18 protein-coding genes, 1 pseudogene and 1 riboswitch are annotated in these 20162 nt (G+C 61.8%); of the genes and pseudogenes, 12 read left to right on the plus strand and 7 right to left on the minus strand.

Annotation, left to right across the window (positions count from 1 at the left end; all coding sequences use genetic code 11):
• Positions 1 to 85 precede the first annotated feature (85 nt).
• A riboswitch (cobalamin riboswitch) is annotated at positions 86 to 273 on the plus strand.
• Between the two features lie 41 nt (positions 274 to 314).
• Entirely contained in the window at positions 315 to 1004 is a 690-nt protein-coding gene (gene bluB / locus MHI61_RS11725; protein ID WP_239792141.1) for a 5,6-dimethylbenzimidazole synthase, read from the plus strand.
• A gap of 3 nt (positions 1005 to 1007) precedes the next feature.
• Here bluB and MHI61_RS11730 read toward each other — a convergent pair whose 3' ends face one another.
• Both MHI61_RS11730 and MHI61_RS11735 read right to left on the minus strand, forming a co-directional pair.
• Complete coding sequence (locus tag MHI61_RS11730; protein ID WP_239792142.1) at positions 1008 to 2108, minus strand: DUF2865 domain-containing protein; 1101 nt, start codon at positions 2106 to 2108, stop codon at positions 1008 to 1010.
• A 203-nt stretch (positions 2109 to 2311) separates the two neighbouring features.
• Positions 2312 to 2908: a demethoxyubiquinone hydroxylase family protein gene (locus tag MHI61_RS11735; protein ID WP_239792143.1), complete on the minus strand. Its 597-nt coding sequence runs from the start codon at positions 2906 to 2908 to the stop codon at positions 2312 to 2314.
• Between the two features lie 164 nt (positions 2909 to 3072).
• On the opposite strand from MHI61_RS11735, the gene MHI61_RS11740 reads away from it, so the two are divergent.
• Complete coding sequence (locus MHI61_RS11740; RefSeq protein WP_239792144.1) at positions 3073 to 3609, plus strand: ribonuclease H; 537 nt, start codon at positions 3073 to 3075, stop codon at positions 3607 to 3609.
• 29 nt (positions 3610 to 3638) lie between these two features.
• Here the strand turns inward: MHI61_RS11740 and MHI61_RS11745 are convergent, their stop codons facing one another.
• Complete coding sequence (locus MHI61_RS11745; protein ID WP_239792145.1) at positions 3639 to 5951, minus strand: NADP-dependent malic enzyme; 2313 nt, start codon at positions 5949 to 5951, stop codon at positions 3639 to 3641.
• Between the two features lie 149 nt (positions 5952 to 6100).
• On the opposite strand from MHI61_RS11745, the gene MHI61_RS11750 reads away from it, so the two are divergent.
• Both MHI61_RS11750 and MHI61_RS11755 read left to right on the plus strand, forming a co-directional pair.
• A complete protein-coding gene (locus MHI61_RS11750) occupies positions 6101 to 6556 on the plus strand; it encodes a GNAT family N-acetyltransferase (RefSeq protein WP_239792146.1) in 456 nt (151 codons plus the stop codon).
• Between the two features lie 221 nt (positions 6557 to 6777).
• On the plus strand, positions 6778 to 8217 hold the full coding sequence (locus tag MHI61_RS11755) for an FAD-binding oxidoreductase (RefSeq protein ID WP_239792147.1): 1440 nt from the start codon (positions 6778 to 6780) through the stop codon (positions 8215 to 8217).
• Positions 8218 to 8254: 37 nt separating this feature from the next.
• On the opposite strand, the gene MHI61_RS11760 is transcribed toward MHI61_RS11755, so the two are convergent.
• Positions 8255 to 9004 (minus strand): phosphoglycerate mutase family protein, encoded by a 750-nt coding sequence (locus MHI61_RS11760; protein WP_239792148.1) that lies wholly within the window; start codon positions 9002 to 9004, stop codon positions 8255 to 8257.
• A 203-nt stretch (positions 9005 to 9207) separates the two neighbouring features.
• Between MHI61_RS11760 and MHI61_RS11765 the strand changes: the two genes are divergently transcribed.
• Positions 9208 to 10017 (plus strand): UDP-2,3-diacylglucosamine diphosphatase, encoded by an 810-nt coding sequence (locus MHI61_RS11765; protein ID WP_239792149.1) that lies wholly within the window; start codon positions 9208 to 9210, stop codon positions 10015 to 10017.
• Positions 10018 to 10192: 175 nt separating this feature from the next.
• Positions 10193 to 11413, plus strand: coding sequence for an MFS transporter (locus tag MHI61_RS11770; RefSeq protein WP_239792150.1), 1221 nt, complete (start codon positions 10193 to 10195; stop codon positions 11411 to 11413).
• Here the strand turns inward: MHI61_RS11770 and dgcA are convergent.
• A pseudogene (dgcA, locus tag MHI61_RS11775) lies at positions 11365 to 12352 on the minus strand (N-acetyl-D-Glu racemase DgcA). The gene MHI61_RS11770 and the pseudogene dgcA overlap by 49 nt on opposite strands.
• A gap of 98 nt (positions 12353 to 12450) precedes the next feature.
• Here dgcA and MHI61_RS11780 point away from each other — a divergent pair.
• The 5 genes from MHI61_RS11780 to MHI61_RS11800 all read left to right on the plus strand — a co-directional run bounded on the left by MHI61_RS11780 (position 12451) and on the right by MHI61_RS11800 (position 17865).
• The gene (locus MHI61_RS11780) at positions 12451 to 13620 is read left to right on the plus strand and encodes an MlaE family lipid ABC transporter permease subunit (RefSeq protein ID WP_239792151.1); all 1170 of its coding nucleotides are present in this window, start codon (positions 12451 to 12453) and stop codon (positions 13618 to 13620) included.
• Position 13621: 1 nt separating this feature from the next.
• Entirely contained in the window at positions 13622 to 14461 is an 840-nt protein-coding gene (locus tag MHI61_RS11785) for an ABC transporter ATP-binding protein (protein WP_239792152.1), read from the plus strand.
• 9 nt (positions 14462 to 14470) lie between these two features.
• Positions 14471 to 15841, plus strand: coding sequence for an MlaD family protein (locus MHI61_RS11790; protein ID WP_239792153.1), 1371 nt, complete (start codon positions 14471 to 14473; stop codon positions 15839 to 15841).
• A 25-nt stretch (positions 15842 to 15866) separates the two neighbouring features.
• Positions 15867 to 16478 (plus strand): ABC-type transport auxiliary lipoprotein family protein, encoded by a 612-nt coding sequence (locus tag MHI61_RS11795; RefSeq protein ID WP_239792154.1) that lies wholly within the window; start codon positions 15867 to 15869, stop codon positions 16476 to 16478.
• 136 nt (positions 16479 to 16614) lie between these two features.
• A complete protein-coding gene (locus MHI61_RS11800) occupies positions 16615 to 17865 on the plus strand; it encodes a sensor domain-containing diguanylate cyclase (protein WP_239792155.1) in 1251 nt (416 codons plus the stop codon).
• Positions 17866 to 17894: 29 nt separating this feature from the next.
• Here MHI61_RS11800 and MHI61_RS11805 read toward each other — a convergent pair whose 3' ends face one another.
• Entirely contained in the window at positions 17895 to 18770 is an 876-nt protein-coding gene (locus MHI61_RS11805) for a D-alanyl-D-alanine carboxypeptidase family protein (RefSeq protein WP_239792156.1), read from the minus strand.
• 236 nt (positions 18771 to 19006) lie between these two features.
• Here MHI61_RS11805 and MHI61_RS11810 point away from each other — a divergent pair, with 236 nt between their 5' ends.
• Positions 19007 to 19480, plus strand: coding sequence for an AAA family ATPase (locus tag MHI61_RS11810; protein WP_239792832.1), 474 nt, complete (start codon positions 19007 to 19009; stop codon positions 19478 to 19480).
• Between the two features lie 23 nt (positions 19481 to 19503).
• On the opposite strand, the gene MHI61_RS11815 is transcribed toward MHI61_RS11810, so the two are convergent.
• Entirely contained in the window at positions 19504 to 20064 is a 561-nt protein-coding gene (locus MHI61_RS11815; protein ID WP_239792157.1) for a cysteine hydrolase family protein, read from the minus strand.
• Between the last annotated feature and the right edge of the window lie 98 nt (positions 20065 to 20162).

The raw sequence follows: 20162 nt of genomic DNA on the forward strand, positions 1-20162 counted from the left end.
CATAAAGTAGAATGGGATCGAGGGCACACGCAGGTTGTTATGCTCGCGCACGGTCGGCCGGTGCTTGCTGCCGCGTCGCTTTCCTGAAATAGATGCTTCGTCAGGTGCCCGCCGGTCAGGCGGGAGAATCGGGAATCCGGTGCAAGTCCGGAACGTGCCCAACGCTGTAAGGCTGACGCCCGCCGCTTCATCACGCCACTGGCTTTTGCCGGGAAGGCTGCGGCAGGCGGATGACGCCAAGTCAGAAGACCGGCCTGGCAAGATAGACCCAACCCGCGCGGACGGCGGGCGGTTGCGTTGTTGGGGATTTGACGATGCGACCCTTTGATGAGGATGCCGTTTCAGCGGCATCCGGTTTTTCTCTCGCCAAACGCGAGGCCGTGTATCACGCGATCATGACGCGACGCGACGTGCGCAGCCAGTTCCTGCCTAATCCGTTGCCGGATGACGTCGTGGCGCGGCTTCTGACCGCCGCCCATCACGCCCCCTCCGTTGGCTTCATGCAGCCGTGGAACTTCATCCTGGTGAAAAGCGAAGCCGTGCGGGCGCGGGTAAGGGATGCCTTCGCCAGGGCGAATGAGGAGGCGGCACTGATGTTCGACGGCGAACGGCGGCAGGCGTATCGCTCCCTCAAGCTCGAAGGCATCGTCGAGGCGCCGCTCGGCATATGCGTGACCTGCGATCCCACGCGCAGCGGCAGCGTCGTTCTGGGCCGCACGCACAATCCGCGGATGGATTCCTATTCGACGGTCTGCGCCATCCAGAACCTCTGGCTCGCGGCGCGCGCCGAAGGAATCGGCATTGGCTGGGTCAGCATCTTTCGCGAAGGCGAGCTGAAAACCATTCTCGGCATACCCGATCATATCGAGGTGGTTGCCTGGCTGTGCGCCGGCTTCGTCGACCGGCTTTACGACGAACCGGAACTCTCCGTCAAAGGCTGGCGGCAGCGGCTGCCGCTCGAGGAGCTCGTCTTCCACGATGGCTGGGGACGGAGCGAGCCGTAGCGGTCACTGCTGTTGCGGCTGCGGGCCCGGTGTTGCCGGGTTGGCAAGATCGATCGAACCCTGGTCGCCCGCCAGAAACTGCGGTCCGACCTGCCGGACCTTGTTTTGCGCAGGGTCATAGGGACGCTCCGGGACTGACGGCTGGGGTGGCGTTGGTGCAGCCGCGGCATCTTTCGCCGGCGGATTGGTGCGGATCGTGGTGATCGATCCCTGCTGCGGCGGTTCGCTCAGGGCCTGCTTGCCGCGAATCTCTTCGTAATAGGCGGCGAGATTGCAGGCGCAGGCATTTTTCTCGCCGGGCGCGCGGTTTTTGTAGGCGAAGGCGTTCTGCATGGCGCTGTAGGGCGTGCCGGTTGCCACCGAAATCATGTTCGAGGCTTCGGTGCTCCTCACGTCGCGATAGAAAAGCTCGGTCTCGATGCCGGGACACATCTTGGCGCAAGTGTCAGCATCGCGGCCGAAATCGACCGAGGTGGTGTTCGAACTGATCGGGAAGAAGCCGCCGTCGCAGCTGCGCACGCAGATGGTGCTGACCGGCGAAAGCATCTCGGTCCTCGGCAGGCCGTAACGCGGGTCGAACTCTTCACCGCCGCCGAGCGGAATGAAGGTGTCGGCGCGCATCGCCTGTTCCTCGATGCTCGGGGCAAGGTCGTTGGCGCTGCGCTCGGACGGGGCGTAAAAATTCTCGCTGTTGCAGCCATTGCGCTCAAGAGCAGCCATCAGTTCGCGGCGCCCGCCGTCATCACCGCCGCCCTGGCTGCGCAGTTCGGCGCGACGATCCTGGAGATACCGGATATTATCGATCATCCGGGCTTCAGCCTGCGAGAGCTCGTCGCAATAATCGGCATTCTCGCCACCGATCACCACCATGCTGCCCGAGGTACAGCCGTAGCTGCGCAGGTCGTTGCGGACCTTGCGCAATTCAAGGTTCTGCTCGGCTATGGCACCGGCAAACTGGCGCGCTTCCGGACCATTGCCGTTGCCGATCGAACGCGGCAGGTCGGCCAGGCGGCCGCGCAGGTCATCGCAGATGGCACTCGTCTGCGCGGCGACGGGCGTCGCGAAGGCAAGGAGAAGCGCAAGAGACAGGTTTCGGCGTTTCACGGCGTCGTCCCGGAATGAGCAAACGGTCGATGGGTCGAATGCGACGTCACTTCGCCGCGCGTTTCCTCTTAGCGTGTTTCTCTTAATAAGCTCAGAGAAATTCTTAGCGTATTTTCGCGATCTTATCCAGCAGAGGCCGGCGATTCGCTGGATGGACCGCGTCGCGCCAGAAGTCGCTCGCGGACAGATTCGGTCGCGGACTGTCAGCTCTGCTTCGAGCGGGCCATTTCGGCACGCATCCAGCTTGAGTCTCCCCACGTCGAGAGCCAGATCATCAGATCGGTGAGTGCGGCGACCACGGGCAGGAGCAGTGTGTAACTCACTCCCCGTGCTGTCTGGTTTTTCTCGGCCTCCCTGAGATGAGCCAATTCTTCCTCTTGAATGGAGGCTATAAGGCCATGAAGCTCGGGGTCACCGGCCTCCAGAAAAGCCAATTGATCCTCAAGGTGACGGTGAACGGTGCTTTCGACCGCCTCGGTACAGATCCAGACCATGTTACGTCCACCGAGGGCTGTCAGGAAACCGAGGAGGTAACCGCCGAGGCTCCAGAATGCCATGACGCGGCATGGCCTGGCCTTCCTGGACGGCATTGCGTCGCGAAACAGGCGGCAGTGCTTGATCTCGTCGTCTCGCATTTCGCGGAGTGCGGGAACGATGTCGGGAAACAGCCTGCGGGCCATCCAGATCTGTGCGCCATAGATGCGAATTGCGCCGAATTCGCCAGCATGATTGACCTTGAGAATACGACGAACGGTTACGCTTCGATCGCGCCTACCGGCATTGCTCAACGGATTGTCCATGATCCACGCTGCCCCATAGTTCCCCCTCGGCAATAGGCACCACTGCCGCTACTATCGTCAATGGTCGACACAATCGACGGGGTGCATTCCGCGTCAGGCGGCGCGCAGACCGTCGCAATTCGCGCTGGTCTGGGCGGCGCAGCAAAGGCGATGGCGGGGCGAGAATGACAGGCATCTTCAGCGAACTCCGCTCGCCTGCAACAACAACCGGCGGGATGCGCGAAGCCCAACACGGCCTTCACATCTTCGTGGACGGTTGTTACGAACCCGGTTCCCGGCACGGCGGCTGGGCATTTGTGGCCTATCGCGATGCGGTGGAAATCGCCTCCGGATGCGGTGGCGTCCAGGAGTTGGCCAATAATTCGATGGAATTGACCGCCGTCCTGAAGGCCGCCATCTGGATCAATAGCGAAGCAGCCGGCGAAGCCGCAACCATCTGGTCCGATTCCGTCTATGCCGTCAAAGGCTGCAACAGCCGGCGACACATCTGGAAGAACAACGGCTGGAAGAAAAGCAGCCCGAATGGAAATGCTCGAAGGCGAACGATCGACAATGCGGACGTGTGGAAGGCAGTCGATCTTCAACTATCCCAGAACGCCCTGGTGACCGTTACCTGGTGCAAAGGCCATTCTGGCATTGCCGGCAACGAACGCGCCGATGCGCTCGCGGATAAAGGGCGCCTGTCGATCCGGGCCGTCTGATATTTCTCGCCGGGTTGCGAGCAGCCGGCTTATGCCGGCTGCGATGCCTCGACGACGGCCAATGCCGCCATGTTGACGACGCCACGGGAGGTGACGGAGGGCGCGAGGATATGGGCGGGCATGGCGGCGCCGAGCAGGATCGGTCCGACATGCAGTCCATCCGTCATCGATTTGACCACGCCGAGCGTGATGTTGGCGGCGTCGAGGTTCGGGAAGACCAGCAGGTTCGCTTCGTCATGCAGCGTCGTGTGCGGCATGACGCGCTTGCGCAGGGCTTCGGTGATAGCGCTTTCACCGTGCATTTCACCATCGACCTCGAGATCGGGGGCGGCGTCGCGGACGAGCTGCAGGGCATTGCGCATCTTGGTGGCGCTTTCGGATTCGCGCGAGCCGAAGTTGGAATGCGAGACGAGGGCAGCGCGCGGGGTGATGCCGAAACGGCGAATTTCCTCGGCCGCCAGCACCGTCGCCTCAGCGATCTCTTCGGCGCTCGGATTGAAGGTGACGTAGGTGTCGGTGAAGAAGGTGGCGCCGCGCTGCGAGATCATCAGGCTGAGCGCGGAGAAATCACGCACGTCCTTGCGCTTGCCGATGATCTGGCGCACGTCGCGCAGATGCTTTTCATAGCGGCCTTCGAGGCCGCAGATCAGCGCGTCGGCTTCGCCGCGCCTCAGCGCCAGCGCGCCGATGACTGTCGTGTTGGTGCGCACGATGGTGCGGGCGGCTTCCGGAATGACGCCGCGGCGGCCGACGAGCGAGAAATAGAGATCGACATATTCGCGGAAGCGCGGGTCGTCTTCCGGATTGATGACCTCGAAATCCTGCAGCGGGCGAATGCGCAGGCCGTAGCGCTTGAGCCGCGTTTCGATGACCTGCGGACGGCCGATGAGGATCGGTTTGGCCAGGCCTTCCTCAAGCAGGACCTGGGCGGCGCGCAGCACGCGCTCGTCTTCGCCTTCGGAAAAGATGACACGCTTGCGCTCGGCAGCCTTGGCCGCGGTGAAGATCGGCTTCATGACGAAGCCGGAGCGGAAGACGAAGCGGTTCAGCTGATCGAAATAGGCGTCGAAATCCTGGATCGGACGGCGCGCGACGCCGCTCTGTTCGGCGGCTTTGGCGACGGCCGGCGCGATGCGCAGGATGAGGCGCGGATCGAAGGGCGAGGGGATCAGATAATCCGGGCCGAAGACCGGGGTCTCGCCGGAATAGGCGCGGGCGGCGACATCGGACGGCTCTTCGCGGGCGAGTGCTGCGATGGCGCGCACGGCCGCCATCTTCATTTCCTCGTTGATCGTCTCGGCGCCGCAATCGAGCGCGCCGCGGAAGATATAGGGGAAGCAGAGGACGTTGTTGACCTGATTGGCGAAATCCGAGCGGCCGGTGCAGATCATCGCATCCGGACGGGCAGCACGGGCGAGATCCGGCATGATCTCCGGCGTCGGATTGGCGAGCGCCATGATCAGCGGCTTGTCGGCCATCTGCGCCAGCAGCTCCGGCTTCAGCACGCCGGCGGCCGACAGGCCGAGAAACACATCGGCGCCACCGATGTTTTCAGCCAGTGTACGCGTTTCGCTCTTCTGGGCGTAGACGGCCTTCCACTCATCCATCAACTCGGTGCGGCCCTCATAGACGAGGCCTTCGAGGTCATGGACCCAGATGTTTTCGCGCTTGGCGCCGAGGGTTACCAGCAGGTTCAAGCAGGCAAGAGCGGCGGCACCCGCGCCGGATGCGACGATCTTGACGTTCTCGATCGCCTTGCCGGCCAGTTCGAGCCCGTTCAGGATCGCGGCGGCGACGATGATTGCCGTGCCGTGCTGGTCGTCATGGAAGACCGGGATCTTCATCTGCTCGCGTAGGCGCCGCTCGACTTCGAAGCATTCCGGCGCCTTGATGTCCTCGAGATTGATGCCGCCGAAGGTCGGCTCCAGCGAGCTGACGGTCGAGACCATCTGGTCGACGCTTGCCGCGTCGATCTCGATGTCGAAGACGTCGATGCCGGCGAACTTCTTGAAGAGCACGGCTTTGCCCTCCATGACCGGCTTCGAAGCCAGTGGGCCGATATTGCCGAGGCCGAGCACGGCGGTGCCGTTGGAGATGACGGCGACGAGATTGGCGCGCGAAGTATATTCGGCCGCCATTTCAGGATTGTCGCGGATGGCAAGGCAAGGGGCGGCAACGCCCGGCGAATAGGCGAGCGCCAGGTCGCGCTGGTTGCCGAGCGGCTTGGTCGCCTGGATCTCCAGCTTGCCGGGGCGGGGGTAGCGGTGGAAGAAGAGCGCCTGCTCGTCGAGATCGCCGCTCGTCAGGTTCTTGTCCGTCTTGGATTTATCCGGGTGATCCATTGCCGCCTCCGTGCACGTCTTTTTCTGGAGTTCCCTCCATACATCAATCGGATACGGGCGACAGTATGGAAATGGGGGATGGGAGAAGTTTTCGTCGGCCGAGCGAGGGGCGGCATGGGCTCGGTTGCAGGCTGGACACTGCATAGCCCTTGCCTCATCCTGCAGAGATGCTGCCCGTTTTCGAAATCCTCGCCGCCGAACCTACCGACGAAGAGCAAAACAAAGTCCTCGCATTGCTGTTGGATTTTAATGCTCGTCATACCGCGCATGTGATCGACCGGCCCCACCTCGGCATCGTCCTCAAAGATCCAAACACGTCCGAAATCATCGGGGGTCTCTATGCGGTGGATGAATACAACTGGCTTTTCATCAAATACGTAATTGTTCCCTCCGCGCTTAGAGGCAAGGGTTTCGGCACGAAACTGATGAATGAGGCGGAGCGCATAGCGCGTGAGCGCGCTTATGTCGGCATCTTTCTCGATACGTTCGATTTTCAGGCCAAACCCTTCTATCTCAAACTTGGTTTCGAGCAGTTTGGTGAACTTGAAGGGGACGAGCAAACGCCTCGCCGGTTCTTCCTGAAGAAAGTGTTCTCCAGCGAGTGAGGACACGCGAACCCCACATGGGCGAATGGTGCGTGGCTGCCACACAAAGATTGGCCCTTCGGCAGCGTTCGCATCTAGTTCGAATGTAAATTCAATGAAAGTCGCTTCTCTCTTCTTGTGCCGGTCGAGAGCTAATCCTTTTGGAAAACTTGTTTGACGGCTGCAGCAAGCGCAAAATGCCGGCTGCGACGGTGCGGGGCGCCGGTCGCAGGGAGGAAATCATGGACAATTTGAACCTCATGACCCTGCAAAAGGGGCAGACGATGGTCAATGACGTGGCCATGGAAGCGTTTGCTGCCGGATTTCGCGGCAATCTCCTGACCAGCAAAGATACGGAATACAACGAGGCGCGGACGATCTGGAATGCGATGATTGACCGCCGGCCAGGCCTCATCGCGCGCTGCGCGGGTGCGGCCGACGTCGTACGCGCGGTGCGGTTTGCGCGCGACAATAATCTGCTCGTTTCGGTGCGTGGCGGTGGGCACGGCATTGCCGGAAACGCCGTCTGCGAAGGCGGTGTCGTCATCGATCTGTCGCCGATGAAATCGGTACGGGTGGATCCCGAGACGCGCCGCGCCAGGATCGAACCGGGTGCCACGCTTGGTGACATCGACAAGGAAACGCTGGCCTTCGGCCTGGCGCTGCCGACCGGCATCAATTCAACGACCGGCATCGCCGGCCTGACGCTCGGCGGCGGTTTCGGCTGGCTCACCCGTAAATTCGGACTGACGACCGACAATCTGGTTTCGGTCGACGTGGTGACCGCCGATGGTGAGCTGGTGAGGGCGAGCGAGACGGAAAGACCGGATCTGTTCTGGGCGCTGCGGGGCGGCGGCGGCAATTTCGGCGTCGTCACTTCATTCGAATTCCAGCTCAACCCGCTCCATTCCGAAGTACTCGCCGGACTGGTCGTGCATCCTTTCGCCGATGCGGAGAAGGTGCTGCAGGAATATCGGCAGGCGCTGGACGAGGCACCCGATGAACTGACCTGCTGGGTGGTGATGCGCCAGGCGCCGCCGCTGCCGTTCCTTCCGGCCGAATGGCACGGCAAGGAGATCGTGGTGCTCGCCATGTGCTATTGCGGAGATATTGCGGCGGGGGAAAAGGCGACGGCCAGATTGCGGGCGATCGGCAAACCGATTGTCGATGTCGTCGGTCCGGTGCCGTTCACCGGCTGGCAGCAGGCATTCGATCCGCTGCTGACACCAGGCGCGCGTAATTACTGGAAAACCCAGGATTTCGCTTCCCTCTCGGATGCGGCGATCGACGTGCTGCTCAACGCTGTGCGCAAGCTGCCGGGGCCGGAATGCGAGATATTCATCGGCCATGTCGGCGGTGCCGCAGGGCGCATTCCGACCGAAGCCACGGCATTTCCGCAGCGCAGTTCGCATTTTGTCATGAACGTGCATGCGCGCTGGCGGGAAGCGGGGATGGATGCAAGCTGCATCGGCTGGGCGCGCGAACTCTTCGAGGCAACCAAGCCGCATGCTGTGGGTACCGCCTATATCAACTTCATGCCGGAGGATGAGACGGATCGGGTCGAGATGGCTTATGGCGCCAATTATGGGCGTCTCGCTGAAATCAAGCTGCGCTATGATCCAAACAATCTGTTTCGCATGAACCAGAACGTGAAGCCGATGGCGGCTGTCCGGGTTGCCTGATCGATACAGAATCGGCGCCTGTGACAACTGAGCAGATCTACTCGCCGGGCTTCGGCGTGATCGTCACGTCGGCACCATGGGCGTCGCGCAACTGGCCCTCCTGGCACGGTCCTCGGTCGGCGGCCTGGTGCAGCAGGATGGACTCGTAGCCTTGGGCGCGCGTGCCCTCGATGAGGGTGATATCGGCATTTCCGGGATTGTCGGAGCGCTCGAACCACTCGACAGGGCGGTGCAGGAAGTTCATTTCGACCGCCCGGTTGGTGACGCCGTGGCCGACGATGACGACGTTGTGATCGTCATTTTCGGCGTCGTGCATGACCGTCTGGAGGAACAGCCGCACCCGCTGGGCCACATCCGCACGGCTCTCGCCATCCGGCGGCCGTGCGTAGAATTTGCCGCTATTGCTGCGCAACCTCGCCCATTTTTCGAATTCCTCGGGAAACTTCTGTTTCCGTTCGGCGTGGTCGTAGATTTCGGTGAAGAGACCGAAATCCTGCTCACGCAGCAGATAATCCTCCCTGACATCGCCGACGACGCTTGCCGGCAGGGCTTCGAGCACGGCGTCCTTGCTCTGCCGCGTCCTCAGAAATGGCGAGTACCAGATGTGCAGCTTGCCGAATCCGGGATTCCGCGCCGCTTGCAGATAGTCGGCGATCACACCGCCGGCCTCCAGCGCCTGCCGGTAGCCCCATTGCGTCAGCGGCACGTTGTGATCGCCGAATTGGCGGTAGGCCCGTTCGTCGATGTTGCCGAGGGATTCGCCGTGGCGAACGAGAAAGAGGCGCATCAGCCATCCCGCAGTGTCGGATCTGGAATCGCAGTCATCATGAACGTGCACAACAGGCAAGATTGTCGCTGCGCCGTGCGGCGGGGCGTCCCGCCAGCACGGCTTTGCGGGGGTTTTCCCCAGTTTGTCATCTTCCTGAAACACGAGTCTGGTTTTGGAAGGCTATATGAAAGATGGGGCATGAGCCGTAGCTCGTGATAGACATGATGGAACCCAGACATTTCCGCACGCTCTTCATTTCCGATGTCCATCTCGGCTCGAAGGCCGCGAAGGCCGACTTCCTGCTGGATTTCCTGCGCTACCACGAGGCGGATACGATCGTTCTCGTCGGCGACATCGTCGACGGCTGGCGGCTGAAGCGCAGCTGGTATTGGCCGCAGGTCTGCAACGACGTCGTCCAGAAGCTCCTGCGCAAGGCGCGCAAGGGTACGCGCGTCGTCTATATCCCCGGCAATCACGACGAGTTCCTGCGCGATTTTCCGGGCATGCATTTCGGCGGCATCGAGGTCGTCGAGCGGATGATGCATGACGGCGCCGACGGCAAGAAATACTTGATCCTGCATGGTGACGAATTCGATGTCGTCGTTCGCAATGCCCGCCTGCTCGCCTATCTCGGCGACTGGGCCTACGATACGGCGATCCGCATCAACATCCTGCTGGCGGCCGTGCGCCGCCGCCTCGGCATGCCCTACTGGTCTTTCTCGGCCTGGGCCAAGCTGCAGGTCAAACATGCCGTCAATTTCATCGGCGAATTCGAGCGCGTCGTCGCCGAAGAGGCACGCAAGAGCGGTGCCGAAGGGGTGATTTGCGGTCATATCCACCACGCGGTCATCCAGGACATGGACGGCATTCGCTACATCAATACCGGCGACTGGGTGGAAAGCTGCACGGCTGTCGCCGAGCACGAGGACGGCACGTTCGAATTGATCACCTGGCGGACGCTCGCCAGCACCGTCCCGGCGCTGACGGCGGTCGAGCGCGAAGGCGCAGAACTGGCTCCTCAGGCCGCCTGATTTGCCTATTAGATCCGGCGTTGGCGCGTCCGCGTCCGCGCAACAGAAATTTAGCCGTTCCCGTCAGGCGAAAGGCCCAATTTATTTTTTAAAACGTTTCAGGAGGCTATTTCTCGCAATAGCCGCCTTCCGGGTGGCGTGTTAGGACAACGTCCAGTTTCCTTCAGGTCCACCCATGATTCCCGCTCAACATTCCCCGACGGGTGAGGGAGCGCCGCCGCGCTTCCGGCTGCTCAGCGCGCTTTCCTATTGTGCGCCGCTGCTGGTCAACGGCATCGTTCTGCCGTTCTTCCCCGTCTGGCTCGCGACCCACAGCTTCAGCGACCATGAGATCGGCATCATCCTTGCCATACCGATGGTGGTCCGCGTGCTGGTGGCGCCCATCGTCGCCATGATCGCCGACCGCCTGAAGGAACGCGCCGACGTACTGCTCTGGTCGGGCGGGCTGTCGCTGCTGACGGCGATCGCGCTCTACTGGACGACAAGTTTCTGGCCGGTGACGATCGTCTACACGCTGCAGGGTGCCACCTTCGCGCCCTATCTGCCGGTCGTCGAATCGATCGTCATCTCCGGCGTGCGCCGCTGGGGGCTCGATTACGGGTCGATGCGCGTCTGGGGCTCGATCGCCTTCATCGTGTCGACGCTCGTCGGCGGTCAGTTGATCAGCCGGTGGGGCGGCGAGATGGTGCTGCCGGTGATGGTGTTCGGCTTTATCATGACCGTCGTCATGGCGATCTTTTGTCCGCGCATCGGGCCGACGCGGCGGCGTGGCCAGCCGATCAACATTCCCGCCGCCACCGGCAGCGGCCTGCGCGAGCCGCATCTGCTGCTGCTCCTGATCGGCGTCGCCATCCAGCAGTCAAGCCATGCCGTCCTCAACGCCTTCTCGTCGATCTACTGGCATCAGCTCGGCTTTTCCGGCGCTGAGGTCGGTCTGCTCTGGAGCGCCGGTGTCGCTTCGGAGGTGACGGTATTCTTCCTGTCGAAGCGTCTCAACCGGCGCTTCAATGCCTGGACGCTGATCCGCTTCGGCTGCGCCGTCAGCGTCTGCCGCTGGATCCTGTTTCCCATGAACACGGGCCTTGCCGGTTTCTTCCTGCTGCAATGCTTCCACGGCTTTACCTACGCCTTCGTGCATACCGGCGTGCAGCGGCGGATCGTGGCGACGGTGCAGGAGACGCAGGAATCATCGGCCCAAGGTGCCTATTTCTTCTATGTCGGCATGGCGATGGCGCTGATGACGATCGCAGCAGGTTATCTCTACGCCGCACTCGGCGTCGTCAGCTTTTACGTCATGGCCCTGGTCGCGCTTTGTGGCCTCGGCCTCGTTATCTCGGCCTATTACCTTCAGCCCCAGAGGCTGCTTTCCGGCGGAAAAACCAGGGAAGCGGCGTAACGCAGGCCCGGCTCGCGCTCCTGGGCGAGCAGCAGGGGGCCGTCGAGATCGACGAAATCGGCGTTCTGGGCGAGCAACACCGCCGGCGCCATGGCAAGCGAGGTGCCGACCATGCAGCCGATCATGATGGCGAAGCCGATCCGCTCGGCTTCCGTCTTCATCGCCAGGGCTTCGGTGAGGCCGCCTGACTTGTCGAGCTTGATGTTGATCGCGTCATAGCGGTCGGCAAGGCTTGCGAGGTCGCCGGTATGGTGGACGCTCTCGTCGGCGCAGACGATGAGCGGGCGGCGAATCTTCGGCAAGCAAGGCGTCGCGGCCGGCCGGCAGCGGCTGCTCGACGAGCGCCACACCCGCCTCCGCGGCGATGTTGAGGTGACGCTCCAGCACCGCTTCCGGCCAGCCTTCATTGGCATCGAGAATGATTGCGGCCTCGGGCGCGGCCGCGCGGACGGCGCGGATGCGGCTTTCATCGTCGCCGGTGCCGACCTTGACCTTCAGCAAGGCGCGACCGGCATGTTCGCGCGCCTGGGCGGCCATCACCTCCGGTTCGCCGAGCGAGATGGTATAGGCTGTCGTCAGCGGTTTCGGATCGGCAATGCCCAGTCGAGACGCGACGCTCTGGCCCGTCTGTTTCGCTTCCAGATCCCAGAGGGCGCAATCGACGGCGTTGCGGGCAGCGCCGGGCGGCATCGCCGACAGCAGGTCGCGCCGCGAGATGCCGGCGGTCTCGATCAGCGGACGCGCGGCTTCGATCTGGGCAAGAACGCTCTGCATCGTCTCGCCGTAGCGGCGATAGGGCACGCATTCGCCATGCCCCTCAACCCCTTCGTCCGTCAGCGTGCAGGTGATGACCTCGGCCTGCGTCTTCGCGCCGCGCGCGATGGTGAAGGTTCCGGCAATTGGAAAGGAATTCATCTGGATATCAAGGATGCGCGGCATTATTGCTGTCCTGCGAGCATGGAAATTGCACGTCGCTTCTGTATATTGACGCGCCGGGCGACGAACCGCTTCGCGAGTCGGCACTGTCGCTGTAAGCCTTGAAAGACACAAGTATCTTGAACGCCGAGAATCGCAACGCTGCCTCGCTTGCCGTGGACGACCAGTCCGATGGTTCGGGACAGCATGTGCGTCTTAGCGGCAACTGGCGCAGCGCCTCTGTGCATCTTGTGCTGCGCGATTTCGAAAAGCTCCTACACCAGAAGTCCGGCAACCTGACGGTCGATCTGTCTGAGATCACCGATATCGATACGGCGGGCATCTGGCTGCTGTGCCGGCTGAAAAAGGAGGCGGAGGCGGCCGGGCGGACGGTCCGCTTCGAAGGTACCAATCCGCATATCGACGAAATGCTGGCGATGTTTTCCGAGGAGCCGGCCAAACCGGAGCCGGAACCGAGGGAGAAGGTCTCCCTGGCCGCGCGTATCCTCGCGCCGATCGGCAAGATGACCTACGACGTCTGGGACAACCTCGCCGCCGCCATGTACATCCTCGGCTCGGCAGTGCGCGGCGCACAAATGAAGTTCGGCCGCGGCAGCGGTGTTTCGCCGGCCTCCATCGTCAATCAGATCGACCATATGGGCGTTCGCGCCGTTCCGATCATCCTGCTGATGTCATTCCTGATCGGGGCGATCATCGCCCAGCAGGGCGCATTCCAGTTGCGCTACTTCGGTGCGGAAGTCTTCGTCGTCGATCTCGTCGGCATCCTGCAATTGCGCGAAATCGGCGTGCTGCTGACCTCGATCATGATCGCCGGCCGTTCCGGCAGCGCGATCACCGCCGAAATCGGCTCGATGAAGATGCGCGAGGAGATCGACGCACTGAAGGTGATGGGCCTGAACCCGATCGGCGTGTTGATCTTCCCGCGGCTGGTGGCGCTGACCATCGCGCTGCCGCTGCTGACGGTCTTGGCGAACTTCGCCTCGCTTGCCGGCGCGGCGGCCGTCGCCTGGGGCTATTCCGGCATCACCTTCGCCAACTTCCTGGCGCGCCTACACGAGGCGGTGACACTTTCGACCGTGCTGTCGGGCATGATCAAGGCGCCGTTCATGGCGCTCGTCATCGGGATCGTCGCCGCCGTCGAAGGATTAAAAGTCGGCGGCAGCGCCGAATCGCTCGGCCAGCACGTGACGGCCTCGGTGGTGAAGGCGATTTTCGTCGTCATCCTGATGGACGGGCTTTTTGCGATGTTCTATGCAGCGATCAACTTCTAGCATGGCGGACCGCGTGAACGAGCAAGCGATCGAAAGCGAAGGACAGGGCAGGGATGTCGTGCTTTCGGCGCGCGACGTCACGGTCGCTTTTGGCTCGAAGGTGGTGCTCGACAATCTCAACCTCAATATCTATCGCGGCGAGATCCTCGGGTTCGTCGGCGCGTCGGGCACCGGCAAATCGGTGCTGATGCGCACGGTGCTGAGGCTGCTGCCGCGCCGCTCCGGCACGATCAAGATCCTCGGCCAGGACTTCGACGAACTCGACGAACCGCAGCGCAATGCGCTCGACATGCGGCTCGGCGTGCTGTTTCAGCAAGGTGCGCTGTTCTCGTCGCTGACGGTCAAGGAAAACATCCAGGTTCCGATGCGCGAATATCTCGATCTGCCGCGCTCGCTGATGGATGAATTGGCGCATCTGAAGATCCGCATGGTGGGGCTCGCGGCCGATGCCGCCGACAAATATCCGTCCGAGCTATCCGGCGGCATGATCAAGCGCGCCGCCCTTGCACGCGCCCTGGCGCTCGATCCTGAACTCGTCTTCCTGGACGAGCCGACCTCAGGCCTCGATCCGATCGGGGCGGCCGAATTCGACGAACTGATCGCCAATCTGCGCGATAGTCTGGGACTGACCGTGTATATGGTGACGCACGATCTCGACAGCCTGTTTTCGGTCTGCGACCGTATTGCCGTGCTCGGAAAGAAGCGGGTAATGGTGGAAGGCACGATCGACGACATGCTGGCCTATGACGATCCGTGGGTACAGGCCTATTTTAGAGGTAAGCGGGCGCGGTCGATCGTGCCGCAGGGCGAAGGCGCACGTCACGGCAGCAGCGGGAAGTGACCGGATAAGATGGAAACCAAAGCCAATTATACAATTGTCGGTTTTTTCACGGTGCTGGTGATCGCGGCGGCCTTCGGCTTCGTCTACTGGATGGCCGAATATGGCCGCGGCGGCCCGATGACCGAACTGATCGTGCGGATTCCCGGTTCGGCGAACGGCCTCAGCGTCGGCTCGCCGGTGCGCTTCAACGGCATCCAGATCGGCTCGGTGCAGACATTGTCGATCGATGCCGACGATCCGCAATATTCGCTGGCTTTCACCCAGGTGCGCACCGATGCGCCGATCTATCCCTCGACCAAGGCCGCCCTTGAAATCCAGGGCCTCACCGGGGCCGCCTATATCGAACTGTCGGGCGGCCGCAAGGGTGAGGAGAGCATCCTCAAACATGCGATCGAGAATAACAAACGCGCCGTCATCGTCGCCGACCAGTCGAGCGTCACCAATCTTCTCGCCACTGCCGACAAGATCCTCGACCGTGCCAACGACGCCGTCGGCGAACTTCAGGGGTTCATCGAGGATTCGCGCGCGCCGCTGACCCAGACCTTCAAGAATGCCGAGACCTTCTCGGATGCGCTTGCCAAGAATTCCGACAATATCGACGCCTTCCTGCAAAGCGTCGGCGAGCTCTCCGATACGGTGAAGGCGGTTTCGGGCCGGGTCGATTCGACGCTTCAAGCTGTGGAATCGCTGGTCAAGGCGGTGGACGCCCAGAAGATCGACCGCATCGTCTCGAATGCCGAAAGGATCACCGCCAACGTCGCCGATGCCTCGGGCGATCTCAGGGGCGCGATCCAGAAGTTCGATGAGACAGCCACCACGTTCAACGATTTCGGCAAGCAGGCGCAGGACACACTCGACCGCGTCGACATACTCGTCGCCCAGATCGATCCGGCCAAGCTCAAAGGGTCGGTCGACGACATCTCGCAGGCGACCAAGGATGCCCGCACTGCCGTCGCCTCGATCCGCGATGTCGCCAACACGGTTTCGGGACGCCAGAAAGATATCGACCAGACGATCCAGGACGTATCGCAGCTGGCCAACAAGCTGAATTCAGCCTCGACCCGCATCGACGGCATTCTCATCAAGGTCGATGCGCTGCTCGGGACCGACAATACGCAATCGATGTTCGCGCAAGCGCGCGAAACGCTGGAATCCTTCAAGAAGGTCGCCGACAATCTGAATTCGCGAATCGGGCCGATCGCCGACAATCTGCAGAAATTCTCGAGCGGCGGCTTGCGCGACGTGCAGACTCTCGTCAACGACATGCGCGGGACAGTGAACAATCTGAACGAGACGATCACCAACTTCGACCGCAATCCGCAACGCCTGATCTTCGGTGGGGACACGGTCAAGCAGTATGACGGCCGGACGCGGCGCTAACAGGGGAAGTCAGGGGTAGCCTAATATGGTCGCATCGCATCTGTTGTCGCGCCGTTCATGGATCAGGGGAACGGTGATCGCGCTGCCGCTGACGGCGCTGATTCTTTCCGGGTGCGGCACCGCGGCCAAGAACGACACCTATGACCTGGCGGGTGCCGTCGACGGCGACGGACCCGCGGCCAAATCCCGCCAGATCCTGATTGCCGGCCCGACGGCGCTGAGGTCGCTCGACAGCGAGCAGATCGTCATCCGCGTCTCGCCTTCGGAAATCCAATATCTTTCACGAGCCCAGTGGGGCGACAAGCTGCCGCGCATCGTGCAGTCGAAACTGGTCGAGGCCTTCGAGAATTCGGGCAAGCTCGGCGGCGTCGGCTTGCCGGGGCAGGGGCTGGCAATCGACTACCAAGTCGTCACCGACATCCGGTCCTTCGAGATCGATGCGTCGAGCGGCAACCAGGCGGTGGTCGAAATGTCCGTTAAGCTCCTCAACGACCGCAACGGTTCGGTGCGCGCCCAGAAGGTGTTCCGCGCCACGGCGCCGGCCGGCGGGGACAATGTTGGCTTCGTCAAGGCGCTCGACCGCGCCTTCGCCACGGTCGTTTCCGAGATCGTCAGCTGGACGCTGCGCTCGATTTGATCCGGTCATTTCCGGACGGCCCATCGGCGGGCGGAATTCAGAAAAAATCCAATCCGATAAGGTCGGGACGGCCGTGGTATTCAATTTTTCATAAATTCGTGCAACGCATCATTAGTCCCTTTCAGGAGTGCTGCATGTGGTTGCGCGAGTATTCGGGAAATCGTCGGCGGAGGCGATCCAGCGTGAAAATGACCGCCTGGCTGCGTTGCAGAGCCTCGATCTGCTTGATACTCCAAGGGATCCAGGCTTCGAGCGGATCGTGCGTCTGATAAAAGAAGTGTTTTCCGTCGACATCGGCATCGTGTCCCTGATCGACGCGCACCGGCAATGGTACAAGGCGTGCTCCGGACTTTCGGCTGACGAGGTGGCGCGCGAAGACACGTTCTGCCGCTACGTATTGGATTGCGAAAGACCGATCGTCGTGCAGGACGCCACCAAGGATTCGCGGTTTTCGCAGCATCCAGCTGTGACAGGCGAGGACCATATCCGTTTTTATGCCGGGGTGCCGCTGAGAACCAATGCCGGACACATGATCGGAACGGTATGCGCGATCGACCGGAGGCCCAGATCGTTCGGCAGCCGGGATCTCGGCATTCTCGAAGAGCTGACGGGGGCAGCAATGGATCGCATCGAGCTCTTACAGTCGGCAGCCACCGACAGCTTGACCGAGGCGATGACGCGGCGCGCTTTCAAGCAGGAGGCCGGTCAACTCATTTCACTCGCTCTGCGGCACCAGCATGACCTGTCGTGTATCGTCTTCGATATCGACCATTTCAAAAAGGTCAACGATACGCACGGGCATGCTGCGGGTGACGAGGTGCTGAAGGCGGTGGCATCGACCTGCAAGACGATCCTTCGCGCCGGCGATCTGTTCGGCCGTCTCGGAGGCGAGGAATTTGCCGTCATCCTTCCACATGTCGACCGCGAAGGTGCCCTAGCCGTCGCCGAAAAACTCAGAGCTGCCATTGCTTCGAAGACCATCCGCGGTGATCATGGCGCGCTGAACGTCACAGCCAGCCTCGGAACGTCGGCGCTTTCGATTGTCAGCAAGGATATCGAGACGCTGCTGGCTCAAGCCGATGCCGCAATGTATCAGGCCAAGCATGGCGGGCGGAACTGCTGCGTGTCGTGGAGCTCCATACACGCGGATCGTGCCATAGGCGCTCGACGGCGTGTGCTGAAGGCGGGTTTGATCCTGTTCAACGATCGGCACTCGACCATCGACTGCACCGTCAAGTCCATCGGCTCGGAGAGTGCCGGTATCTCAGTTTCCAATACGGCCGGGATCCCTTCCGAATTCGTTCTTGCCATCAGAGGGGAAGGATTCGAAACGAATTGTAGGGTGATCGCGCAAGACCGCCAACATCTGGAAGTGGCGTTCAGATAGACCGGCGGCACGTTGCGCAGCCGGTGAGCCTACTTGGTCGGTTGCGTATCCGTCATCGTCGCTCCGGGCTGGGTGCCCGGTGTGGTGGAAGCCGTGGCGGTCGATGACGACGGCAGCGCGCTGTCCAGCAGGCGTGCCATCTTGTCGTCGCGCAGGCTTGCCGTCTTCTCTCCCATGACGACGCCGACCACGCGGCGTCCGTCCTTCAATGCCGACGTCACGACATTGTAGCCGGATGCATCGGTATAGCCAGTCTTGATGCCGTCGACGCCGTCATAGCGATACATGAGATTGTTGTGGCCGCGCAGTTTCATGCCTCTAAACTGAAAGCCACGCATCGAGAAGAGCTTGAACTCTTCCGGGAAGTCCCGCATCAGCGAAACGCCGAGCGTGGCCATGTCGCGTGCGGTGGTAACTTGCTCGGGGTCAGGAAGGCCCGAGGGATTCTTGAAGACCGTGTCCTTCATGCCAAGCTGGTGCGCCTTGTCGGTCATCGCTTTGGCGAAGGCCTGTTCCGAGCCGCCGAGCTGTTCGGCGATCGCCACGGCGGAGTCGTTGGCAGACAGTACGACGATGCTTTCGACCGCTTCACGCAGTGTCACCTGACGGCCGGCGCCGACGGCAAGCTTGAAGGGCTCCTTGCTTTCGGCATTTTCCGACATGGTGAGCTTCTGTTCCCATGTGAGGCGTCCCTCATGCAGAGCCTCGAAAGCGAGATAGAGCGTCATCATTTTGGTCAATGACGCCGGATAGTTCAGATCGTCCTGATGGGAGGCTTCAAGGACCTGACCCGACTGCGCATCAACGACGAAGCTTGCCTGGCCGGCCTCAGCCTGGACGAACGCGCCCATCAGGAGGGCGGACGAGAGCGCGGTGGCACGGAGGCGGGAGGTCGTCTTGGTCATCGGTATTACTGTCTCTGTCTTTGGACGGTCGGGTGAGCTGTTGGCTAAACGCAAGCCGATCAAGAAAGTTTGTGACGAAATGAAGGACAGGCGGCAATAAAAAGGTCCTATCCACAGCTGATTCCTTTTGCCTTGCCGTCTCCGCCATCGGTCTCGATCGGCGCGTTTACAATTGGGGCATGGCAGCCGATCAATAGGACAGGGCGGATGGGGCTGCAAAGAGTGGAAAGACGACGATTGCGCGCGCCCTCGCGAGACGGCTCGGAGCCGTGCATGTGAGGGTCGATACGATCGAGCAGGCGATCAGAGCGTCGGGTGATCCTTCCAATGACATCGGCCCGGCGGGTTATGTCGTCGCCTACGGCATTGCGGAGGATAATCTGACGCTCGGCAGGATGGTGATCGTCGATTCGGTCAACCCGTTGACAATAACCCGCGAGGCCTGGCTGGGAGTCGCTGCACGCTCCGGCGTGATCGCGGCCGAGGTCGAGGTGATCTGTTCCGACAAGAGCGAACATCGCCGCCGGGTCGAGACGCGGAAAACGGATGTGGAAGGTCTGGTTAAACCGACGCGGCAGGAAGTCGTCGAGCGAATATATGACGACTGGGGGCAAAGGCCGATCATTGTCGATACGGCTGCGAAAGATGTGCCAGAGGTCGTCGAGGCGCTGATCGTCAAGCTGAGGACCGAGCGCCTGCTTCCGATATGATATCGGCTGTTGCCGCCGATGCTTTATGAAAAGGCGATGTTGGCCGCGCGGCGGATTTCCACCGCCGCCTTGCCCGCGTCGAAACCGTCGAGCGTTTCGTTGTGGTGGGCGACAATTTCGGAGAAGGTGAGGGTTGCCGTATCGCCTGTGGTGTGGCCGTCCGCCACCAGCGTCACGTCATAGCCGAGGGAAACGGCGCGCCTGACGGTCGTGTCGACGCAGAATTGCGACATGCAGCCGCCGACCACGAGGTGCGTGACCTCCCGTTCATTCAGGCGTTCGGCAAGATCGGTCTCGAAGAAGGAATCGGCACTTTGCTTGCGGACGACGACCTCGCCTTGTCGCGGCGCAATCTCCTGGCGCAGTTCCCATCCGGGCGTGCCGACGGCCAATCGATGGCCGCTGCCGCCGTCATGCTGCACCAGCACGACCGGCACGCGGGCCTGTCGCGCCTTTTCCTGAAGCGATGCAAGCCGAGCGACGGTCTCATCCAGCGCAGAATCGACCTGAGACTGTCGCTCGGACGTGGCCTTCCCGAAGAGAATTGCATTCTGCACGTCGATAATCAGCAGGGCCTTGGTCATTCGTTCGCGGTTCCGGGAATAGGGAGCAGACCTTGTCGGCATCATAAGTGAAAGCCGCCTGACACAGGTTCAGGCGGCTCCAGATCCAAGGCGTCGGC

The organism is Rhizobium sp. K102 (assembly GCF_022385315.1).
GTDB classification, from domain to species: Bacteria; Pseudomonadota; Alphaproteobacteria; order Rhizobiales; family Rhizobiaceae; genus Rhizobium; species Rhizobium croatiense.

What these genes read in the sequence shown, in the direction of transcription:
- bluB (WP_239792141.1), top strand. Translation starts at nt 315, where the DNA reads ATGCGACCCTTTGATGAGGATGCCGTTTCAGCGGCATCCGGTTTTTCT.
- MHI61_RS11735 (WP_239792143.1), bottom strand. Translation starts at nt 2,908, where the DNA reads ATGGACAATCCGTTGAGCAATGCCGGTAGGCGCGATCGAAGCGTAACC.
- MHI61_RS11740 (WP_239792144.1), top strand. Translation starts at nt 3,073, where the DNA reads ATGACAGGCATCTTCAGCGAACTCCGCTCGCCTGCAACAACAACCGGC.
- MHI61_RS11745 (WP_239792145.1), bottom strand. Translation starts at nt 5,951, where the DNA reads ATGGATCACCCGGATAAATCCAAGACGGACAAGAACCTGACGAGCGGC.
- MHI61_RS11755 (WP_239792147.1), top strand. Translation starts at nt 6,778, where the DNA reads ATGGACAATTTGAACCTCATGACCCTGCAAAAGGGGCAGACGATGGTC.
- MHI61_RS11760 (WP_239792148.1), bottom strand. Translation starts at nt 9,004, where the DNA reads ATGCGCCTCTTTCTCGTTCGCCACGGCGAATCCCTCGGCAACATCGAC.
- MHI61_RS11765 (WP_239792149.1), top strand. Translation starts at nt 9,208, where the DNA reads ATGATGGAACCCAGACATTTCCGCACGCTCTTCATTTCCGATGTCCAT.
- MHI61_RS11770 (WP_239792150.1), top strand. Translation starts at nt 10,193, where the DNA reads ATGATTCCCGCTCAACATTCCCCGACGGGTGAGGGAGCGCCGCCGCGC.
- MHI61_RS11785 (WP_239792152.1), top strand. Translation starts at nt 13,622, where the DNA reads ATGGCGGACCGCGTGAACGAGCAAGCGATCGAAAGCGAAGGACAGGGC.
- MHI61_RS11790 (WP_239792153.1), top strand. Translation starts at nt 14,471, where the DNA reads ATGGAAACCAAAGCCAATTATACAATTGTCGGTTTTTTCACGGTGCTG.
- MHI61_RS11795 (WP_239792154.1), top strand. Translation starts at nt 15,867, where the DNA reads ATGGTCGCATCGCATCTGTTGTCGCGCCGTTCATGGATCAGGGGAACG.
- MHI61_RS11805 (WP_239792156.1), bottom strand. Translation starts at nt 18,770, where the DNA reads ATGACCAAGACGACCTCCCGCCTCCGTGCCACCGCGCTCTCGTCCGCC.
- MHI61_RS11815 (WP_239792157.1), bottom strand. Translation starts at nt 20,064, where the DNA reads ATGACCAAGGCCCTGCTGATTATCGACGTGCAGAATGCAATTCTCTTC.